Source organism: Flavobacterium alvei, from assembly GCF_002920895.1.
Taxonomy (GTDB): Bacteria; Bacteroidota; Bacteroidia; order Flavobacteriales; family Flavobacteriaceae; genus Flavobacterium; species Flavobacterium alvei.
In genome coordinates this window covers 334,699-354,629 of sequence record NZ_PQVG01000002.1, presented here as the reverse complement: position 1 = coordinate 354,629, position 19,931 = coordinate 334,699, and the positions used below count along the sequence as shown (strand labels likewise).

General features: G+C 35.0%; 17 protein-coding genes. 3 read left to right on the top strand and 14 right to left on the bottom strand.

Going from position 1 to position 19,931, the window contains the following annotated elements; all coding sequences use genetic code 11:
* Nucleotides 1-27 precede the first annotated feature (27 nt).
* The 11 genes from C3L50_RS04580 to C3L50_RS04530 form a co-directional block, all read right to left on the bottom strand.
* Nucleotides 28-801, bottom strand: a complete 774-nt coding sequence (locus C3L50_RS04580; RefSeq protein ID WP_103804964.1) for a TerC family protein — start codon at nucleotides 799-801, stop codon at nucleotides 28-30.
* A gap of 55 nt (nucleotides 802-856) precedes the next feature.
* Complete coding sequence (locus tag C3L50_RS04575) at nucleotides 857-1,231, bottom strand: DNA topoisomerase IV (RefSeq protein ID WP_103804963.1); 375 nt, start codon at nucleotides 1,229-1,231, stop codon at nucleotides 857-859.
* 7 nt (nucleotides 1,232-1,238) lie between these two features.
* Complete coding sequence (locus C3L50_RS04570) at nucleotides 1,239-1,814, bottom strand: DUF1572 family protein (RefSeq protein WP_103804962.1); 576 nt, start codon at nucleotides 1,812-1,814, stop codon at nucleotides 1,239-1,241.
* A gap of 2 nt (nucleotides 1,815-1,816) precedes the next feature.
* Nucleotides 1,817-2,389 (bottom strand): pentapeptide repeat-containing protein, encoded by a 573-nt coding sequence (locus C3L50_RS04565; RefSeq protein WP_103804961.1) that lies wholly within the window; start codon nucleotides 2,387-2,389, stop codon nucleotides 1,817-1,819.
* Entirely contained in the window at nucleotides 2,389-2,610 is a 222-nt protein-coding gene (locus C3L50_RS04560) for a DUF6095 family protein (RefSeq protein ID WP_103804960.1), read from the bottom strand. The genes C3L50_RS04565 and C3L50_RS04560 overlap by 1 nt, the downstream gene beginning before the upstream one ends.
* Before the next feature lie 2 nt (nucleotides 2,611-2,612).
* Nucleotides 2,613-3,431, bottom strand: coding sequence for an N-acetylmuramic acid 6-phosphate etherase (gene murQ / locus C3L50_RS04555; RefSeq protein WP_103804959.1), 819 nt, complete (start codon nucleotides 3,429-3,431; stop codon nucleotides 2,613-2,615).
* Nucleotides 3,432-3,620: 189 nt separating this feature from the next.
* Nucleotides 3,621-5,183, bottom strand: coding sequence for a PQQ-dependent sugar dehydrogenase (locus C3L50_RS04550; RefSeq protein WP_103804958.1), 1,563 nt, complete (start codon nucleotides 5,181-5,183; stop codon nucleotides 3,621-3,623).
* Nucleotides 5,184-5,372: 189 nt separating this feature from the next.
* Nucleotides 5,373-5,840, bottom strand: coding sequence for an OsmC family protein (locus tag C3L50_RS04545; RefSeq protein ID WP_103804957.1), 468 nt, complete (start codon nucleotides 5,838-5,840; stop codon nucleotides 5,373-5,375).
* Nucleotides 5,841-6,017: 177 nt separating this feature from the next.
* Nucleotides 6,018-6,653, bottom strand: coding sequence for a hypothetical protein (locus tag C3L50_RS04540; RefSeq protein ID WP_103804956.1), 636 nt, complete (start codon nucleotides 6,651-6,653; stop codon nucleotides 6,018-6,020).
* Nucleotides 6,654-6,704: 51 nt separating this feature from the next.
* Nucleotides 6,705-7,373, bottom strand: coding sequence for a ZIP family metal transporter (locus C3L50_RS04535; protein WP_103804955.1), 669 nt, complete (start codon nucleotides 7,371-7,373; stop codon nucleotides 6,705-6,707).
* Between the two features lie 83 nt (nucleotides 7,374-7,456).
* Entirely contained in the window at nucleotides 7,457-8,200 is a 744-nt protein-coding gene (locus C3L50_RS04530) for a class I SAM-dependent DNA methyltransferase (RefSeq protein ID WP_103804954.1), read from the bottom strand.
* A gap of 68 nt (nucleotides 8,201-8,268) precedes the next feature.
* On the opposite strand from C3L50_RS04530, the gene C3L50_RS04525 reads away from it, so the two are divergent.
* Nucleotides 8,269-9,438 (top strand): THUMP domain-containing class I SAM-dependent RNA methyltransferase, encoded by a 1,170-nt coding sequence (locus C3L50_RS04525; RefSeq protein ID WP_103804953.1) that lies wholly within the window; start codon nucleotides 8,269-8,271, stop codon nucleotides 9,436-9,438.
* A 50-nt stretch (nucleotides 9,439-9,488) separates the two neighbouring features.
* Nucleotides 9,489-9,725 carry a hypothetical protein gene (locus C3L50_RS04520; protein WP_103804952.1) on the top strand — a complete coding sequence of 79 codons (237 nt, stop codon included), beginning with the start codon at nucleotides 9,489-9,491 and terminating at the stop codon, nucleotides 9,723-9,725.
* On the opposite strand, the gene C3L50_RS04515 is transcribed toward C3L50_RS04520, so the two are convergent.
* From C3L50_RS04515 to rlmD, 3 genes are all read right to left on the bottom strand, one after another.
* Nucleotides 9,718-10,554 (bottom strand): DUF6048 family protein, encoded by an 837-nt coding sequence (locus C3L50_RS04515; RefSeq protein ID WP_103804951.1) that lies wholly within the window; start codon nucleotides 10,552-10,554, stop codon nucleotides 9,718-9,720. The genes C3L50_RS04520 and C3L50_RS04515 overlap by 8 nt on opposite strands.
* Complete coding sequence (locus C3L50_RS04510; protein WP_103804950.1) at nucleotides 10,526-11,065, bottom strand: DUF6452 family protein; 540 nt, start codon at nucleotides 11,063-11,065, stop codon at nucleotides 10,526-10,528. The genes C3L50_RS04515 and C3L50_RS04510 overlap by 29 nt, the downstream gene beginning before the upstream one ends.
* Nucleotides 11,066-11,141: 76 nt before the next feature.
* Nucleotides 11,142-12,557: a 23S rRNA (uracil(1939)-C(5))-methyltransferase RlmD gene (gene rlmD / locus C3L50_RS04505; RefSeq protein ID WP_103804949.1), complete on the bottom strand. Its 1,416-nt coding sequence runs from the start codon at nucleotides 12,555-12,557 to the stop codon at nucleotides 11,142-11,144.
* 415 nt (nucleotides 12,558-12,972) lie between these two features.
* Between rlmD and C3L50_RS04500 the strand changes: the two genes are divergently transcribed.
* Nucleotides 12,973-19,926 carry a PKD domain-containing protein gene (locus C3L50_RS04500; protein WP_103804948.1) on the top strand — a complete coding sequence of 2,318 codons (6,954 nt, stop codon included), beginning with the start codon at nucleotides 12,973-12,975 and terminating at the stop codon, nucleotides 19,924-19,926.
* Nucleotides 19,927-19,931: the final 5 nt, after the last annotated feature.

The window sequence follows — 19,931 nt, the reverse complement described above, 5'->3', positions numbered from 1 at the left end:
CCCAAATGGAGCTTCAATTACATATTCTTATTTATTTTTTTTGTCCACTTTCATATTCAAAAATTCTACAAATAGCGAAAAGGAAATGGCAAAATACAAATACCCTTTTTGAACAGGTGTAACATGACTACCAAAGATTAAGGCATTCGATAAATGGGCACTTTCAGTAATTAACATAAAACCAATTAAGATTAGAAAGGACAATCCCAGAATTTGAATAGAAGGATTTCTGTTGACAAATGCTCCCACTGGAACGGCAAATTGCATCATAATTAATACCGAAATAATTACGGCTGCAATCATAATATAAAGGGCGCCTGAAACTCCATTTGTCATTCCTACCGCCGTCAAAATACTGTCAAAAGAAAAAACCAAATCAATCATAATGATTTGAAGAAGAACTCCTTGAAAGGATTTTGAAGCGGTTTTTTTTATAGTTTTTTCTTCTTCTCCTTTTTCATCCACTTTTTCGTGAATTTCAGTAGTGCTTTTGTAAATCAAGAACAATCCACCTAATAATAATATTAAACTTTGTCCTGTAACTCCAGCTGAAAACCAACTAAAATCGATATAAAACCAAGGTTTTTTCATTCCGATTAACAAACTGATTCCAAACAACAATGCAATTCTCATGAACATAGCTAGAAACATTCCCACTTTTGTGGCTTTTTTGCGTTTTTCTGGGGGTAATTTCCCTGTAACTATCGATATGAAAATAATGTTGTCTATACCGAGAATGATTTCCAGAAAAGTCAATGTTAATAAGGCAATCCAAGCATCAGGATTTAAAAATACTTCCATTTTGTTTTAATATAAGTTATAATTTTTAGGCAATTTAGGCTTCTAGCTTCCTGCTTCAATCTTCCATTTTCTCCACAGTTCCGCGTTGCTTTTGGTCACTGCCCACAATTCCGAATTCAAAAGTATAGGAATTTTTTGAAGTAGTCAAAATTTTCATAGTAATTGCCTTTTTTTCTGCCCTATTCTTCGGATGGATTTTTTGCAAAATATATTCGCAATCGCTTACCCATCGAATACTGGAAGTGTCGGTTTTACCTTCAAAAGTTTCAATTTCGATACTGTCTTTTCGTTCAAAAACGGTTACTTTTTTTGCTCCATCAACTTCATATTCAAATTTGAATTTCCCGGTTTTGAAATCTTTACAATTGTGTTCTACATTATAACACGACAGTAGTAATAGTAGCGTGAGGAGTGAGATTATTTTTTTCATTATTGTTTTAGTTCAGTTTATTCAACTCATCATCCGTAAAATTTCGAATACTTTTTTCTTTAGAAAATTTTTCAGAGTTGTAGGCGTTGGATTTGTTTTTTGGAATGGACAAACTTGTCCATTCGCTTTTCTTCAGTATTTTAGCATAGAAAACTATTTGTCCAATATGATACGGATAATGTGCTAATTGACGATTTATAGCTTCGATTACGGTATGTCCTTCGTTTCTAATATAGATAATCGTCGAAAGTTGTTCGGTTTGTAAAGCATTCAAAGTATCAAAAAAACAATTCCAACCTTTTTCCCAGAGGACTAATAATTTTTCTTTGGTTTTTATGGTATCTTCAAACTCTGCATCGCGATTTCGCCATTCTTTCTCGCCATCCGAAGTTAGAAAATCAGTCCAACGCGAAAGCATATTGCCCGAAAGATGTTTTACAATCGTAGCAATACTATTGGTTTCATCATTTATGGAAACAAAAAGTTGCTCGGGTTCAAGTTGGTCTATCGCTTTTTCTCCCAATGTTTTATAATATAGAAATTGCTTTTTTACACTTTCTAAATAAGAATTTGTTGCTTCCATTATTACTCTATTTTAATGTCATATTTATCCAAAAGTCCAACGATTCCTTGAGTAGAAAACTTGGCTTTTCGCATTGGATTAAATTCGGGATCAATTTTAAAATTTTGAGCTGTTCTAAAATCAACTCCAGCCAATTGAGTATCGTTAAAAATAGCATTATCCAAATTACAATTCTCGAAACTCGAATTCGTGAGATTTGTTCCAATAAAAGAAACTTCTTTCATCGAACAAGTATTGAACTTAGTTTTTGGCATTTTCTTGTTGGCAAATGACGAATAATCCAAAAGACATTCTTGAAAACTCACTCCAAACATGAAATCAGCACAGGAATTAAATTGGATTCCTAATAATTTGCAGGTTGTAAAATGCACTGTTTTCAAACTCGTCCCACTTAATTGCATCATCGAGAGATTGCAATCAATGAACTCGCAATCCATAAAGGTGTTGTTTGAGAAATTACTATTCGAGAAATCGCAGTTCTTGAAAATGCAATCTTCAAACTCCCGATTGTTGACTTTTTTGTCCGTAAAAGATATTTTTTCGAATGTTTTATGGGTGTGTATTAGGTTTTCCATTAGTCATTGAATAAACTTCGCATCATTGTTTTTAACCCCAAAATCATCAGATAAACAGCACTCAAACAAGTAAGAATTCCAATCCCTAAAACCAAATAATGCCAAACATTTTGCTTGTTGATGAACGCATTGTATATCAAGGAAGGACCGATAAAAAGCAAAGGCAAAGCTCCTGCTAAATATTTAATTCCTTTGGATAAAAGTTCTTTATTGGTTGCCATTTTTATAGTTTGCTTTTATAAAAAATTACTGCTTTGCGAACACTTCCGTGAGTTTTTAGCAATTCGGCACCTTCTTCATAGGAAACATTAATTTCGCCCATAATCATTTTCACACCACGATCCACGAGTTTGCTATTGCTCAATTGCATATCGACCATTTTGTTGCCTTTCACTTTTCCGAGTTGAATCATGGTGGCAGTCGAAATCATATTCAAGACTAATTTTTGGGCTGTTCCTGCTTTCATTCTCGAACTCCCGGTTACAAATTCTGGTCCAACAATTACTTCTATTGCAAATTTTGCTGTTTGCGACATTGGACTTCCAGCATTACATGAAATACTTCCTGTGAGAATGTTATTTTTGTTACAAGCTTGTAACCCCCCAATCACATAAGGGGTTGTTCCCGAAGCGGCAATTCCAACCACAACATCTTTCTCGTTAATGTTTTGTTCTTTCAAATCTAGCCAAGCTTGTGAGGCATTGTCTTCGGCATTTTCTACAGCACGACGAATGGCTTTGTCTCCACCAGCAATTATTCCGTTAACCATGTCGAAAGGAACCCCAAATGTTGGTGGACATTCCGAAGCATCAACAACTCCCAAACGTCCTGAAGTTCCAGCACCAATGTAGAATAATCGTCCTCCTAATTTCATTTTTGCAACGATTTCGGTAACTAAAGTTTCGATTTGTGGCAAAGCTTTTTCTACGGCAAAAGGTACGGTTTTGTCTTCTTGATTGATATTGGATAGTAATTCCTGAATAGACATTTTTTCTAAATGTTCGTATTTCGAGGATTGTTCAGTAGTTTTTGTAAAGGTCATTTTGATGCGATTCTAATGTGTGAAATAGACACGTAATTTTTTTTGCAAACTTAAATAAATTAAAGGTAGCAACCGTGTATAAATAAAAATTTAGAATTGAATTTTCATAAGAACTAATGTTAAAGCAAATTGTTTTGGCAACAAATCTGCTCCAAAAAAAAGAATTAGTAATTAAAAAAATGGTGCGTTTTAAATGTGAATAATAGACTCTTGCCAAGTAGTATCATTAGAGTATAGTTTTAAAATATAGACTCCTACTGGTAAATTTGCAATATTGGTTTCGTTTATACCTAATTGTAATTCCTTAATTTTTTTAACAACTTGACCTGATGAATTGATTAATTCAGCTTTGAAATTGCCTCCATTAGGCTCTTTAATTTCGATAAAAAGAGTATGTTTTGCAGGATTTGGCCAAAATTTGAATGCAGGCTCTTTTTCAAGGCTTGCCACTGAAAGAGATTCGTTTAAAGTGAATTTAAGAATAGCTGCTGGATTTTGCATAACGCTTACAGTATTCATTCCAGAAGCATCAGCGGTTTTACCAGAATCATCAGTAATCAGATAAAAGGACTTGCCGTCTGGAGCTGCAACAATATCACGATAACGATTTTGAGTATAAAAATACTGTATTGCATTACCTACAACAGCGGTTCCGGTTGCATCCAATTTCACTCTATAAACTCTGCCTTTTTTTAAACTTGTTAGCAATAACGAATTTTTCCACGCTGGAATAGCGTCACTTTCATATATTTCTAAACTAGATGGAGCAATATTGGGGCGGCACATCCAAGAATCAGTGCAGGCGGGGTCTTTGTAGGTGTTAGCTAGAAACAGTGACATAATTGGGTCTTGATAGTTTGTAGCGGTGAATGAAGTTTCGGTAGTCAGACAGCCATCGGCATCATACATTAAATTGTCTTTTACACCTGCCACAAAGGGCCAGCCATAATTTTTTCCAGAATTGATAATGTTAATTTCATCATCGGAACTGGGTCCTTGTTCATCAGAATATAATATTCCGTTACTACCGAAAACAAGCCCTTGTGCGTTTCTGTGTCCATAAGAATAAATGTGACTTTTTACACCATTTAGTACAGGATTATCAGTTGGGATTGAGCCATCAAGATTAAGTCTTAAAGTTTTTCCAGGATAATTTGCCCAATTCTTCTGGTCTATTTGTAGTTGTGTTGGTAAAAATTGAGCCAAATTAGAGGCACACACTTTCACGGCTTGATCTCCTATGGTGTAATACAGTTTTTGATCAGGACCAAAAATAAGTCTGCCTGATTGATGGTCATTACTAGAAGGCAGATTATCAATAAGTACCACAGGCGAATATAAACTGCCATCGTTTCCATTAATAGTATATGTATATCTTACTATTTTTTGTTTGTTTTGTCCCGATACAAGATGCGTATAGGATAAATAAACATAAGGACTAGTGGTTAGAAAATCAGGATGGAGTGCCATTCCGAGTAAACCGTCTTGACCCGTGGCTGTTGAACTTAAATCTGAAAGTTGAATCAATTCATCTCGTTGTGCTGTTGCTGGATTTACTCTAACAACACCCACTCTTTTTTCAGTAACCCAGAGATATCCATCGGGTCCATACTGTAAATCCCACGGAACTTTCAATAAATTATTGGCGCCAATTTGTGTCATCGTAAAAGTTTCATTTTGCGAATGAGAAGCAGGTCCTATTAAAATAATTAATAAGACAAAAAGAACACGCAATCGATTGAAAAAGTTCATAAAATTAAAAATTAGAATAGACGATAAAATGTTTGCGAAAAATACACAAAGACTGCAGAATGTTAACAGAATTTATTAATATTCTTTCAAATTCATTTATTAATTGTGTTAATTATATTTTTTTTGGGAAATTAACAATTAAATTTTAATAAATAGTTGAATTGGTATTAAAAATTTAAAAACTATTATTTAAGAAGAGACAGTAGGATAATGAACAATTTTAAAATTGCAAGAATTGGCTATAAAACAAAGTTCGTTTGCTTTGACATGCAAATTTATGGCTTCATCTATTTTTTTTGACTGCTGAATCACGACTTTTGGATACAAGCGTACTTCAATAAAACGTCCCGAACCATTTTCAGAAACTTCCAGTGTTGCCTCGGCATCATCCTGATAGGAAAGGACATCAATGCCATTTTGAGAACAAACATACAAATACGACATCATATGACAGGAAACCAAACTGCTCAACAACAAATCTTCGGGATTGTATAAACTAGGATCGCCTTTGAATGCTTTGGCAGCCGAAACCGTTAAATTTTCTTTTCCTTCAATAGTAATTTGATGGGTTTTAAAATATGTTTTTGTGGTTGCTATTGTTTCTTTGGAAACAGAATCCCAAGTTAATTTTGCTTTGAATATGTGGTTGAAAGACATATTGTTTGGAGTTTTTTTTGGGAATGATGTAGATTTAGTTTAGCGAATTTGGCTCCGCAAAGTTTATAACTTTGAGGATGTGTTTTTCAGTCTGTGACTGAAATAAATATTATCTAAAAAATCGGTTAAAAACCGAGAATCACTAACTCAAAGTTATAAACTTTGCGGAGCTTGATTTTATTTTTCACCAATCCAAACATCACTACTTTTAAATAAATATATTTTTTCTGCAATTCCGTTTCTTTTTTGGTCAATTATTCTGTGAGGCTTATTTAATTGATTTTTCAGCCATTTTTGTTCTTCTAAATAAGCTGCTTCTGAAATAAAATTTTCTCTTAAAAATTCATTTTCAAATATTGGGTTTTCTTCAATTCTATATTCCCAATCATAATTATTTATTCTATTAGAGATTTTGTCCAAACTTGATTTCGATATTTTTTTTGCTATTTCTACTTCAAGAAAAATATTTTCATAATATTCAATTTTTTCATTTATTGCACAAACTACTTGTGAATTATAAATATCAGGCTCAAATAACCATATTTTTAAATAATATGGTTTGCCAAGTTCTTTCAATTGTATATTCCAACTTTCATAAATATCAAAAAACGATTCTATAATTTTTTTTCTAATTTTCCCTTTGGGCTTTGGAAAATTATTCAATGACATTGCAACTGGATTCCAGGGGAATATTCTAAATTTGATATAATCTTTATTGGATTTTTGTAAAAAATTAAAATCAATTTCCAGACTATTAATTCGCCATTGTTCAATTTTATTTAACCGTCTTTTATTTCCTCTTATTTTTTTCATTAATAAAATATGCTCTAAATATTGGTTTTTATTCTTATAAAAAAACAATTTTTAAATAAAATACGCCAATACAATCCCAATTACAATCATCGAAACTTTGGCAATATTAAATTTGTGTCCTTCGCTACTTTCGAAAATAATGGTGGACGAAATATGAAACAATATTCCAATAACTACAGCGGTAATTTCGTTATAATAGTTATTTAATATGGGCAAATAATCCGATAAAATAGTGCCCAAAGGTGTCATCACTGCAAAAGTAATCATGAAGAAGAAAATGGCTTTTTTGTCGAGTTGGGCATTAATAAAAAACATTGTCAATATGATGGCAATAGGCAAATGATGAATGGCAATTCCTAACGCCAAGTTGTGATGGTGACTTACGGGAAAACCTTCCAGAAAAGCATGAATACACAAACTGACAAACAGCAACCACGGAATGTGGGACATCGTTTCGTGACCGTGAACGTGACCGTGTTCGGCTCCTTTTGAGAAAAATTCCAAAATAATTTGGAACAAAATCCCAGCCATAATAAAAAGTCCAATATTGGTATTGTGACTTTCATAAACCTCCGGAAGCAAGTGCATCACGGTTAGCGAAAGCAAAAAAGAACCACTAAAAGCCAACAATAATTTAAGCTTGGTTTTGCTTTTGGGTTTCAAAAACAAAGCAATTCCATAACCTAAAAGAACTGAAAATAAGGGTAAGAGGTAATTCATTATTTTTGGTTTATGGGTTTAAAAGTTTAAGAGTTTAAGGAATGTTTGAGAGTTTTTGTTTTAATTAATTTTAAACCCTTAAACTATTTGAATATCATAATCAATCGTTCGCTTTCGGTTTTGTGGAATTTTTTCAGTTTGTAATCTCCAAAAATATCCAACAAATAGATGCCAGCTTCTTCCATCATTGCTTCAAAGTCTTTTAGAGTCAAAGCTTTTACTTTTTCGGTAAAATGAAATTTTTCGCCTTGATCTTCAAAGTCTATTTCTTTGTAAATGTGTCCATCATTGACATACCGTTTGATGTGAAATTCAATTCCATCAACCGTTTTTACTTCTTCGGGAACTAAATTAGCAATGACTTGATTGACGTTCATAAAGTCGATTACAGCAAAACCGTGTTCAGTCAAACTTTCTTGCATTGCTTTTAGCGAAGTCAAATTGTCTTCATCCTTTTCGAAATAGCCAAAACTGGTAAACAAATTGAAGATAGCATCAAATTTGTCTTCAAATTTTTCACGCATATCGTGAACTTGGAAGTGCAAGCTGTCGTTTTGGTTTTTATTGGCTTCGGCAATGCTGTTTTCAGACAAATCAGCACCAATAACATCAAATCCTAATTGGTTTAAATAAATAGCGTGTCGGCCTTTGCCACAGCACAAATCCAGCACTTTTGCCTTTTCGGGAAGGTTGAGGTAATGGGTCAAATTGTCCATAAAAACCTGAGCTTCTCTGTAATTTCTTTCTTTATAAAGAATGTGATAATAAGGAGTGTCAAACCAAGAGGCAAACCAATTATGGGTTTTGGGATTTAGTGAATTCGGCATTTATTCTTTTTCTATTAATTCAAGTCTGCAAATTTAGTGTATTTTTGTACCGAATACTTGATTTTACAATGGAAAATAATTATAGAATGATTGCCAAAACCTTTTTTGGTTTTGAAGAAATACTAGCCGAAGAACTAAAAAAGTTGGGCGCACAAGAGGTAGAGCAAGGCGTGAGAATGGTGAGCTTCAAAGGAGATAAGGGTTTTATGTACAAAGCCAATTTGTCTTTGAGAACTGCCTTGAAAATCCTGAAACCTATTTATTCTTTTAAAGCGACCAATGAACAGGCTTTGTATAAAGGCATTTCAGGTGTAAACTGGTCCAAATATTTGAATGCCAATCAGACTTTTGTGATTGATGCCACGGTGCATTCTACTTATTTTAATCATTCGGAATTTGTTTCCCAAAAATGTAAAGATGCCATCGTAGATCAGTTTCGCGAAAGAACAGGTCAGCGTCCGAGTATTGAGAAAATTCATCCCGATTTGCGAATTAATATTCACATTGACAAAGACCAAGTTTCGGTAGCATTAGACACTTCCGGGAATTCGTTGCACCAAAGAGGCTATCGATTAGCGACTAATATTGCTCCAATCAACGAAGTTTTGGCAGCGGGAATCTTGTTGCTTTCGGGTTGGGACGGTCAAACCGATTTCTTGGATCCAATGTGTGGTTCGGGAACTTTTTTGGCGGAAGCCGCAATGATAGCTTGCAATATTCCAGCCAACATTAACCGTAAAGAATTTGCTTTCGAAAAATGGAAAGATTGGGATAACGATTTGTTTGACCAAATTATGGATTCTCTTTTGAAAAAAGTTAGGGAATTTCATCACACCATCAAAGGATATGACAAAGCACCATCGGCAGTTATGAAAGCCAAAGACAACATCAAAAATGCCAATTTGGACGAATATATTACTATCGAAGAAAGAAACTTTTTTGATACCGAAAAAACATTAGAAGGGAAGTTGCATATTGTATTCAATCCGCCTTATGACGAGCGATTGGATATTCATATGGAGCAATTCTATAAGAATATTGGCGACACTTTGAAGAAAAATTACCCAGGAACCAACGCTTGGTTTATTACTGGAAATCTGGAAGCATTAAAATTTGTGGGACTGAAACCATCCCGAAAAATCAAATTATTCAACGCCAGTATCGAAGCGAGATTAGTAAAATATGAAATGTACGAAGGAAGCAAACGAACCAAATTTCAAATAACAGATGGCAGGTAGAGACGCAATGCATTGCGCCTCTTTTGCATATAATTCATAAATTTAAAAAAATGACAAAATTACAAGTTCGCGCTTTTCTTTTCCAATTGGGATGTTTTGCGATATTATTTATTTCTTTCCAATATTTGATTGGAAAATATACCAATTTGGAGGGATTGTGGATTCAGTTTACCGCTTTTGTGGTTGGAACCATTTTAGGACCAAAATTTCAGGCTGCGAAAACTAAAGACGGCGAAAAATTGTTTATGTCTTGGTTGTTTATAAAAGGAATTAAGGATATTACTTAATTTCTTTTTTTACTACTTCTTTCGGTTTTACTGTTTTCTTATACAAAGGAATAAAATAAGTAACGGTATAGTTAAATCCAGCTCCAAAATTTCCAGCATATGTTCTGTTGAAGCCTGGTATATAAAGGTTTTCGAAGTTTTCGTCTGGTTTCTTTTCGAAAAGTAGCGTGTTCATTCGAAGACTAAAGCCCACAAATATATTGTTATACACTTTTACTTTCACACCAGCAACAACTTCTATCCAACCGGCAGTTAAACCGTTAAATGATTCACCAGAAGCAATCCAAGGCATTTCATCCCAATAATGTTGTGTGTTGTAGATTTTGTAACTGTTTAATTCTTGGTTAAAAGTACTGAAACCGCCTCGTAAACCGATGGAGATAATGTTTTCCATATTCAGCCAGTTTTCATAGGCATTGTAATCAAATCCAAATTTTATGTAAGTTCCTTTGGTAGTGGTGTTTAATCGGTCGTCTTCGGTGGTTTTGTCTTCGCTTCCAATTTCGGCAGCCAAATAGTAATTTTTAGTAAAACGATAATCACCCACCAATTCAATTCCTTTGTAGTTTGAATCATATAGTCCTCGAGTCAATTTATACAAATCCAATCCAACTCTAACGCCATAACGATCCTTTTTTACAGGGACAACAGTGTCGGTTTTTGTAGCTATAGCTGGTTTTGCTTGTGCTTGTTTTGGCGATGCAGGAATAATTCCTTCGGTTTTCGTTTTATCTAGCGACTTAGTAGTTGGAGTAGTTTCTTGTGCTTGAATACAAAACACAGTCATCAAAAGTCCAATACTAAAAAAATATTTTAACATGTGTTTCATTTTCGTTGGCTATGTTACTTTTTTCGATTGAAATGACCCGCATCCATTTTGTTTTTGTTGATGGTACTGCTGAATGAATATAGGGATTGGTTGGATCAAAAGTAAAAAGGGTTTTAAAACCGCAAGCTCTTGATACAAAAACATTTTCTCTAGTATAATTAAAAGTTACTTCATCAATATCAATCAAGGTAGGATTCGGATTGCCCGAATTGAGAGTGAAACTAAATTTGGTTGAATTTGCATCTGTTTTTAGTGGGATTGAAATGGAGGTTCCATTAGTCAGATATTGGTCATCACCCGTAGCACTTGAATTAAAAACAATTCCTTCTTTCATTCCATCTCCAACAACTTTTAGATTGGTCACATTTTTCTTGACAGATGGAGTGGTAATGTTATAAAAATCAATCACCAATCGGGGAGTTGTAGGTGTATTGGCATCGCAAATATCGTCTTTCTCGCAACTCGAGGAAGTGACAATCACAAGCAATAAAATCGAAAGTATTTTTTTCATATTATTTTAAATGGCAATTATTATCCACTAAATTACTGAAATCTGAAATCTGCTCCCGAAACTTCGGGACTGTAATCTATTTTCTCTTTTCTAAAAGTACAACATTTTCTACGTGATGCGTTTGCGGAAACATATCCACAGGTCGCACTCGGGTAACTTTGTATTTTTCGTCCATTAAGGCCAAATCACGAGCTTGAGTTGCCGAATTACAACTGACATAAACTACTTTTTCGGGTTCGATTTTCAGTATTTGTTCGATCACGTCTTTGTGCATTCCGTCTCTTGGTGGGTCGGTAATAATAACATCGGGTTTGCCGTGTTGAGCGATGAAACTTTCGTTGAAAACCACTTTCATATCACCCACATAGAATTCGCAATTCGTTATATTGTTGCGTTCAGCATTGGCTTTGGCATCCAAAATTGCTTCGGGAACGCTTTCTACACCAATCACTTTTTTGGCTTTTTTAGATACGAATTGAGCAATAGTTCCTGTTCCAGTATATAAATCATAAACTGTTTCCGTGCCTGTTAATCCAGCAAAATCACGAGTAATTTTATACAATTCGAATGCTTGGTCAGAATTGGTTTGGTAAAAAGATTTAGCGTTAATGCTAAATTTCAAACCTTCCATTTCTTCCAAAATGTAATCACGACCTTTGTATAATTTGATGTTTTGATCGTATAAAGTATCGTTTGCTTTATTGTTGATCACATATTGCAATGATGTAATCTGTGGGAATTTCTCGTAGAGATGATCCAAAAGTAATTCTCTATTGGCTTTGTCATTTTCGAAAAACTGAATCAAAACCATAATTTCTCCAGTTGAAGCTGTTCGCATCATCAAGGTTCTCAGTAAGCCTTCGTGATTTCTTGGATTGAAAAAAGTTAAATTATTATCATTGGCGAAAGCTCTGATTTCATTTCGAATAGTATTCGATGGATCTTCCTGTAAATGACATTTGTTGATGTCCAAAATCTTATCCCACATTTTTGGAATATGAAAACCAAGAGCATTTCTGTTGCCCAAATCTTCGGTGCTGCCAATTTCTTTTTCGGTTAACCAACGGCTGTTCGAAAACGAAAATTCCATTTTATTTCTGTAAAAGAATTGTTTTTCGGAACCCAAAATTGGTTCAAAATCGGGAAGTTCTATTTTTCCGATGCGTTGTAGGTGATTCTGAACTTCATTTTGTTTGTAGTACAATTGCTGGCTGTATTTCATATTCTGCCATTTGCAACCGCCACAAACACCAAAATGCTCGCAAATAGGTTCAATTCTATGCTCGGAATATTCGTGAAATTTCACCGCTTTTCCTTCATAATACGCCTTACGCTTTTTGAAAGTTTGCACATCTACTACGTCACCCGGAACTACATTGGGAATAAAAATTACTTTTCCATCTGGGGCTTTTGCCACCGAAACGCCTTTTGCACCTGCATCAAGGACTTTTATATGATCAAAAACGATCTTGTCTGTATTTTTCTTAGCCATAGCGCAAAAATAAGGCTTTGAATGGTTTTATAAATTCAAATTGGGAAAAATTTTTGAAAAGATGTTGATTTAATGAAATTATTCTGTGGTAAAAGCTTTTTGCTTGAAGTTTGAAGAAGTTATTGTTTCCATCTTTTTTGTTGCAGTTCATTACTTGAGGGTTTAGTTGTATAAAAAGCAGAGGTTTTTCAGAATGAACTATAAATAAAAAAGGGAGCTTTATCAGCATAATGATGTAGAAACAAATTTTTACAGTTGTTTGTGTTTTTGTTAGTAGAATAGAGTTTCTTTTGAATAAATGACTGTAAAATAGGTGTTCTTTTGTGAAAAACCATAAAGCAATGAAAGTGTAATTGTTTATATTTGAAAAATATTATTTTAGACGAGTTAAAGGAGGTAAAAAATTAATAGAATTATGAAACAGTTTTGTACAATCGTCCTTCTTTCTCTTTTTATATTTTCAGCAAGTAGCTTGTATGCTGAGAATAATAGTTCTTACATAGAAGTCGAGAACGCTTTGGTTTTGCCTACAGCAACTATTACAGGTAATGCGACTGTTTGTCAAAATGCTACAAGTCCAGTAATTACTTTTAAAGGTGTTGGCGGAACAGCTCCTTATGTTTTTACCTATAAGATTAATGGGGGAGCAGATATCATTTCGGCTCCATCAACGGGAGATGTTTTTACTGTAAATGTCCCTACAGCAATTGCAGGTACTTTTGCTTATACTTTGGTAAGTGTTCACGATTCTTCAGCACCCACAACTGAAATTCTACAAACAGGAACTGCTACCGTGACAGTAAATGCTTTGCCAGTTGCAGCTTTTTCTTTTACTAATGATAATCAATGTTCAGGAACTGTTGTTCAATTTACTTCCATCGTTACAACAGGTAAAGCTCCCTTTTCTTATGTTTGGGATTTTGGAGATGGAACACCAATTTCTACTTTGGCAAATCCTAGTCATGTTTTTACTTCGTTAGGTTGTGCAACGAGTACTTATACGGTTACATTAAAAGTTACTGATGCCAATGGATGTGTAGCCTCAATTGTTTCTCATCCCATTATTGTTATTCAAAAACCAGATATTAGTTTTGTTGATGTTAACAATGGTTTCGACCCATTTAATAATTGTTCCAATGCAGCTTCTAATCCTATTTTTAATATAACAGTAGGAAATACTTCTGCATCTGCGTGTATAGTTGCAAATTCTTACAGTATAGATTGGGGTGATGGAAGTGCCATTCTTTCGAATGCTACTTTTCCAGCTACTCATACCTATTCACTAGTCGGAGCCTATAATATGATTATTACTGCTCAAGGTACAAATGGTTGTAGTAATTCTAAAACCTATGTAATCAAGAATGTGACAAATCCTTCGGGGGGAATTGTAAGCCCAGGAAGCACTCAAAATCTATGTGCACCAACCGCTCCTATAAATTTTGCAATTTCGAATTGGGGAAATAATTCTGCAGGAACAGTTTATGATATAGATTATGGAGATGGTACGCCAATTGTGCATTTAACCCAAGCAAATTTAGAAAGTTCGTCTTATTTTAATGCTGCAAATCCTTCTTTATCTACTAATTTTCCAATTCCACATTCCTATACCATATCAAATTGCCCAAGTCCAAAATTTACAGCTTTATTAACTATTTCAAATGCTTGTGGAGATACACCTAGTTCTGTATCAAACATAACAATTTATTCAAAACCTGTAGCAGATTTTACGATAGCATCTACTCCTGCTTGTTTGAATACGAATGTATCATTTACCAATACTTCGTTAGCGGGTTATAATCAGAATTGTGTTCAGAATTCACTTTATCAATGGGATTTTGGAGATGGAACAACGTCAACACAAATAAGTCCAAATCACACCTATACTGTTCCTGGAAATTATACTGTAACTTTAATTGCTCAAGCCTATTGTGGGTTTTCAGCTCCTGTTCAGAAAACAATTTGTGTAGAAGGGCCATTGGTTCCTCAATTTACATTAGACAAAACTGAAGGCTGCACACCACTTGTAGTAGCCACTAATAATACAACAGTAATAACTAATTCTTGTGTGGCTCCCACTTATTTATGGACTGTAACATATGCTGGTGGTAATTGTGGAGTATCTCCAGCCGTTTGGAATTATGTAACAGGAAGTGCAACTTCGGCAAATCCTACCTTTAATTTTCTGACCCCAGGCACTTATTCTATCAGGTTAAGTACAACAAATTCTTGTGGTACGGTAGTGTCACCAATTCAAACTGTAATTGTCAAACAACCACCAACAGCCACCATAAATGCTATTCCAGATTTTTGTGGGCCAACATCAATTAGTCCAATTGCGGTTGTAAATGGTTGTGCGCCTGCTTCAAGTACACTGACTTATGCTTGGAGTTTTCCTGGAGGAACACCCTCTTCCTCAACAGTTGCAAATCCAGGTTCTATAAGTTATTCAAGTCCTGGAAATTATACAGTTTCCTTAACTGTAACAAATGAATGTGGAGTTTCTACGATAGCAACTGAATCATTTGCCATTAAAGATGTCCCAGTTATCACCAATACACCTTTGAATCAGACGATTTGTTCTGGTTCTCAAACAACATTAGTAAACCTAAGTTCGAATCCAGCAGGAGCTACCTATTCTTGGACTGCAACAGCAACTTCGGGAATTACAGGTTTTATTCCATCAGGAGCGAATACAATTCCGATACAAACTATTTCGACTACAAGTTTGACCTCAGGAACAGTTACTTATGCCATAACTCCTTCTTTAGGAGGATGCCCCGGAGCAGTTGTAAATTATGTTATAACAGTAATTCCAGCCCCGAAAATCACAAATCAACCTGTTTCAAATACAGCTTGTCAAAACGGAATTCTTGCCCCATTAACTGTTGTTTTGAGTGGAGTTACAGGAACACCAACTTATCAATGGTATTCTAATACTGTAAATAACAACACTTCTGGAATTTTAATTTCTGGCGAAACAAACGCAACTTTCACTCCATCATCTGCAACTGTTGGAACGGTTTATTATTATTGTATTATAACATTGCCCTCGGGAGGATGTTCAAACATTACATCCACAACCGCAACGATAACAATAAGTCCAATTATTTCTATTGGTACACAACCCACGCCTTCACAAAACATTTGTGTTGGAGCAACTATTCCAAGTCCTTTAACAGTCAGCTCTTCAGGCGGAACAGGAACCGTTTCTTATCAATGGTATTCTAATACTACCAATTCAAATGTAGGAGGGACTTTGATTTCAGGAGCAACAAATGCAACTTATACACCACCAGTTTTTAGTAGTCAGGGGACTTTTTATTTTTATGCAATTGTCAGTTCAACAGGAACCGGTTGTGGATCTGCAAGTTCCAATGTGGCGACAATTATTGTTGATACTGACCCAACAGTCAGTTCTCAGCCATTGGTTTCACAAACGCTTTGTCAAGGCGCAACTCCACAAAGTTTGCAAGTTAGTGCAACTGGCGGAAACGGTATTTTTTCATATCAATGGTTTTCAAATACAATCAATTCCAATTCAGGAGGAACATTAATTTCTGGTGCTACTACCGATACTTATTTGCCACCAACGACAATTGTTGGAACACTATATTACTATTGTTTGATTAATCAAAGTACTTTGGGATGTAGTGTGACTAGCGCAACAGCAGCGGTGATAGTTAATGCTGCACCAACAATTATAAATCAACCAGTTTCAAGTACAGTCTGTTTAGGAGGAACTCCAACTGTTTTATCCGTTACTTATGCCAATGGAGTTGGAATTCCAAGTTATCAATGGTATAGTAATTCAGTAAATTCAAATTCAGGCGGGACTTTGATTTTAGGAGCAACAAGTTCAACCTTTAGTCCACCAAATACTCCTGTAGGAACAACTTTTTATTATTGTATCATTACTTTGCCAGCAACGGGTGGCTGTTCTAGCATAACTTCAAATACTGCCAATGTTACTATTAATGCTGGAGCAACAATTACAACACAACCAACGCCAACACAAAGTCTATGTGTGGGAGGAACTATTTCAAATCCATTAACAGTAAGTTCTTCAGGAGGAACTGGAACGGTTTCATACCAATGGTATTCTAATACAACCAATTCCAATTCTGGGGGAACTTTAATTTCAGGAGCTACAAATGCAACTTTTACCCCCGCTGTTTTTACTATTTCTGGAACGTATTATTACTATGCTGTGCTTAACTTTAGCGGAAACGGTTGTGGTGCAATTACTTCTAATGTGGCCGAAATAATAGTGGTTAATGATCCAATTATTACCACACAACCCTTAGCAACCCAAACAGTTTGTCAAAATTCACCTTCAACTACCTTATCTGTAGTAGCTTCTGGAGGAATAGCAACCGCTTATACCTATCAATGGTTTAGCGCTAATGTAAACAACACAAGTTCAGGGATTGCCATAGTTGGAGAAACGAATGCTTCATTTATTCCCCCAACAAATAGTGCAGGAACAACCTACTATTATTGTTTGATTAGCCAAATAAATGGAGCTAGTTGTGCTGTTACAACAACTACTTCAGAAGTCATCATAAATTTGGCTCCAGCCATCAACAATCAACCTATTTCTAGTTCGGTTTGTGTAAATGGAACTCCAACTTTATTGTCTTTTACATATACAAATGGAGTAGGAACTCCAACCTATCAATGGTTTTCGAATAGTTTAAATTCAAATAGTGGCGGAACTATAATTTCAGGTGCAACAAATCCAACTTTTGCACCGTCAGCAATTTCTGCAGGAACATTATATTATTATTGTGTGGTAACATTCGCTTCATTATCTGGAGGATGTTCAGTGATAACTACCCTTCCAGCATCAGTAGTTGTAAATCCAAATCCAGTAATAGCTTCTGAAACTGCAACTATTTGTAGTACTACAGCTTTCACAGTTTCTCCAACTAATTCTGGAGGAAATATTGTGCCAGTAGGAACTACATATACTTGGACAAATCCAACCGTAAGCCCTGTAGGTTCAGTAACTGGAGCTTCGGCAGAAGGGATTCCTCAAACCAATATAAGCCAAACTTTAATCAATACAACCACTAATCCATCAACGGTTACTTATACTGTAACTCCAAAATCGGGGACTTGTGTTGGGAATAATTTTTCAGTCGTTGTAACTGTAAATCCTTCCATTAATCCGAATAGTATTCTGAAAAACAGTACTTGTTTTGGGGCTAATAATGGAAGTATTCAAACGACTATTACAGGAGGTGTTCCTTTTAGTTCGGGCAATCCATATAATATTTCTTGGACAGGCCCTAATGGATTTACAGCTAGCACATCCAATATTACTAATTTATCGCCAGGAGATTATACGATTTCTGTTTTGGATAATGGAGGTTGTCCTTTTTCAAAAACATACACCATTACCGAACCTGCCGATATTGTCATCACTACCGATTTAGAAAAAAACATCACTTGTTTTGGCAATGCTAATGGTGAAATTCAAATCACCGTAACCGGTGGAACTCCAGTTTATACTTATTCTTGGACAAAAAACGGAATTCCTTTTTCAGTTCTTGAAGATTTATCAGGGTTAAGTCCCGGAATATATGAAGTAACCGTTTCGGATGCAAATAATTGTGGACCCCAAAAAGCGACTTTTACTATTACAGAACCCCCAGTTTTGGCTTTGAATTTAGTGAGTAAAACCGATATACTTTGTTATGGAACTGCAACAGGAGCTATAAATGTAAATGTGGTAGGAGGGACGCCTTCAGTTTCGGGATATAATTTTGCTTGGACGGGACCAAATGGTTTTACAAGTACCAATCAAAATTTAACGGCTATTCCTGCTGGAACTTTTAATTTGACAGTAACTGATGATTCAGGTTGTTCTAAAAATCTATCGGTAACATTGACGCAAAATTCCGAAATTAGTATCAATGCAGTTACCACTCCAATAATATGTTATGGCGATAACGATGGTTCGATTACAATCACTATTTCTGGTGGAATTGCACCTTACACTGTTTTGTGGAGCAATTTAGGAAGTGGTCTTTATCAAAACAATTTATCGGCAGGCGATTATCTAATAACTGTAACAGATGCTTTGGGATGCCAAAAATCACTGAATGTTAACATTCCAGAACCTCCAGTTTTTACAATTAATCCAGTAGTCAAAAATATTACTTGTTTTGGTGCTAATAATGGAAGTATTAATTTGAATATAGTGGGAGGAATTGCTCCTGTTGTTTTGAAATGGAACGATAGTGCAACAGCTGGAAACGTTAGAAATAATTTGGGTCCAGGCAGTTATACCGTAACCATAACCGACAGTAAACCTTGTCAAATTGTTAGAACTTTTGTCATTCAAGAACCACAATTATTAGTGCTTTCGGCTAATTTAACTCATGCATTAGATTGTAATGATGCGAATACTGGTGCTATAAATCTTTTGGTTTCTGGTGGTTCTGCACCTTTTACTTATGCTTGGTCTAACGGAGCTATCACTGAAGATTTAACTAATATACCAGCAGGAAATTATTTAGTGACCGTTACTGATTCAAGAGGTTGTGTGAAAACTGCCCAATATGTAATTAACAGACCACCACCAATTGTTGTTGCAGTTGAGACAAAAACCGACTTTAATTGTGATACTAAATATGTGAAACAAACCTTTATTGCTCAGGTTTCAGGAGGGGTTCCTCCTTATCAGTTGCATTGGTCTAGTGGTACGGTTAGCGGTGTGAATAACGAAATGATGACTACCAATCAAAACGGAACTGTAATTCTAGACGTTACGGATAACATTGGATGTAAGGCTAATTATACTTTCAATGTAAATATCCCAAAACTAGGAAGCGCGTCCTTTTTCACAACTTCATTTGCCTTTACTACTTATGGTTCTTATTCTATTGAAGATCCCATTCAATTTACTAATGCCGCAACAGGAGATTATACAAATATCTCTTGGGATTTTGGAGATGGCACTTTTTCGACTGAAATAAATCCAATTCATATTTATAAAAAAGAAGGCAGTTACATCGTGAATCAAACCGTTACTTATCCTTTTGGATGTGTCTATATTCATACCATTACTTTGGATATTAAAAAAGGATATAATTTAATTCCACCAACAGCCTTTACACCCAATAATGATGGAATGAATGATTATTTCGCACCCGTTTTTTCAGGATTGAAAGACATTCATTTTGATGTTTATGATACTTGGGGAGCATTAATCTATTCTGAATCTGGTGATTCTATTCGAGGCTGGGACGGAAAAATAAATTTTAAAGAAGCTGAAAACGGTAATTATTATTATAAAATTATTGCCAAAGCATTTTACGGAACTACCATTAAGGATCAAGGAGCATTCGTGCTTATAAAATAATAACA